Genomic DNA, 503 nt, shown 5'->3' with positions numbered 1-503 from the left:
TCGGAAGACGACCCGAACGGCGACAACTGTACTGAACTACCGCTGGTGGCGGTGGAAGATGCCAACGGCAACCACCAGCGTTTTATCTACCACCCGCTGACCGGATTGCCGCAATATATTATCGACGGCAACGGGCGGGTATTCTACTTACACTTCGGCAATGTGGCCGACGAAACCTCGCCCAAACTGCGGCTGTTGTCGGTATCGCTGCTCGATGCCCTGCCTGCTTTCGGCGCAGCCGCACAGGCCGGCGACGCATTGGTGCGCTACGAATACGGCACCGGCGGCGATTTGCTGCGCGTAATCGGCCGCGACGGCACGGTCAAACGCAGCTTCACCTATCAAAACAACCTGATGGTGTCGCACACCGATGCAGCGGGCTTGACCGCCTATTACGAATACAGCCATTACACCCCCACCGGCAAAGTATTGCGCAATTGGACTTCGCTGGGTGAGGAATGGCGTTTCGCTTACCACGACGGCTATACCGAAGTCACCGACGT

Annotated in this window: 1 pseudogene; it reads left to right on the top strand. The window is 58.4% G+C overall.

Features of this window, described 5'->3' with window-relative positions:
• Nucleotides 1-503 (top strand): annotated as a pseudogene (locus tag AKG09_RS12295) (RHS repeat family protein); the annotation flags it as partial.

This window comes from Neisseria sp. 83E34 (assembly GCF_001308015.1).
GTDB lineage: Bacteria > Pseudomonadota > Gammaproteobacteria > Burkholderiales > Neisseriaceae > Neisseria.
Note: the sequence above shows the minus strand (reverse complement) of the source record. Positions and strands in the feature narration are given on the sequence as shown.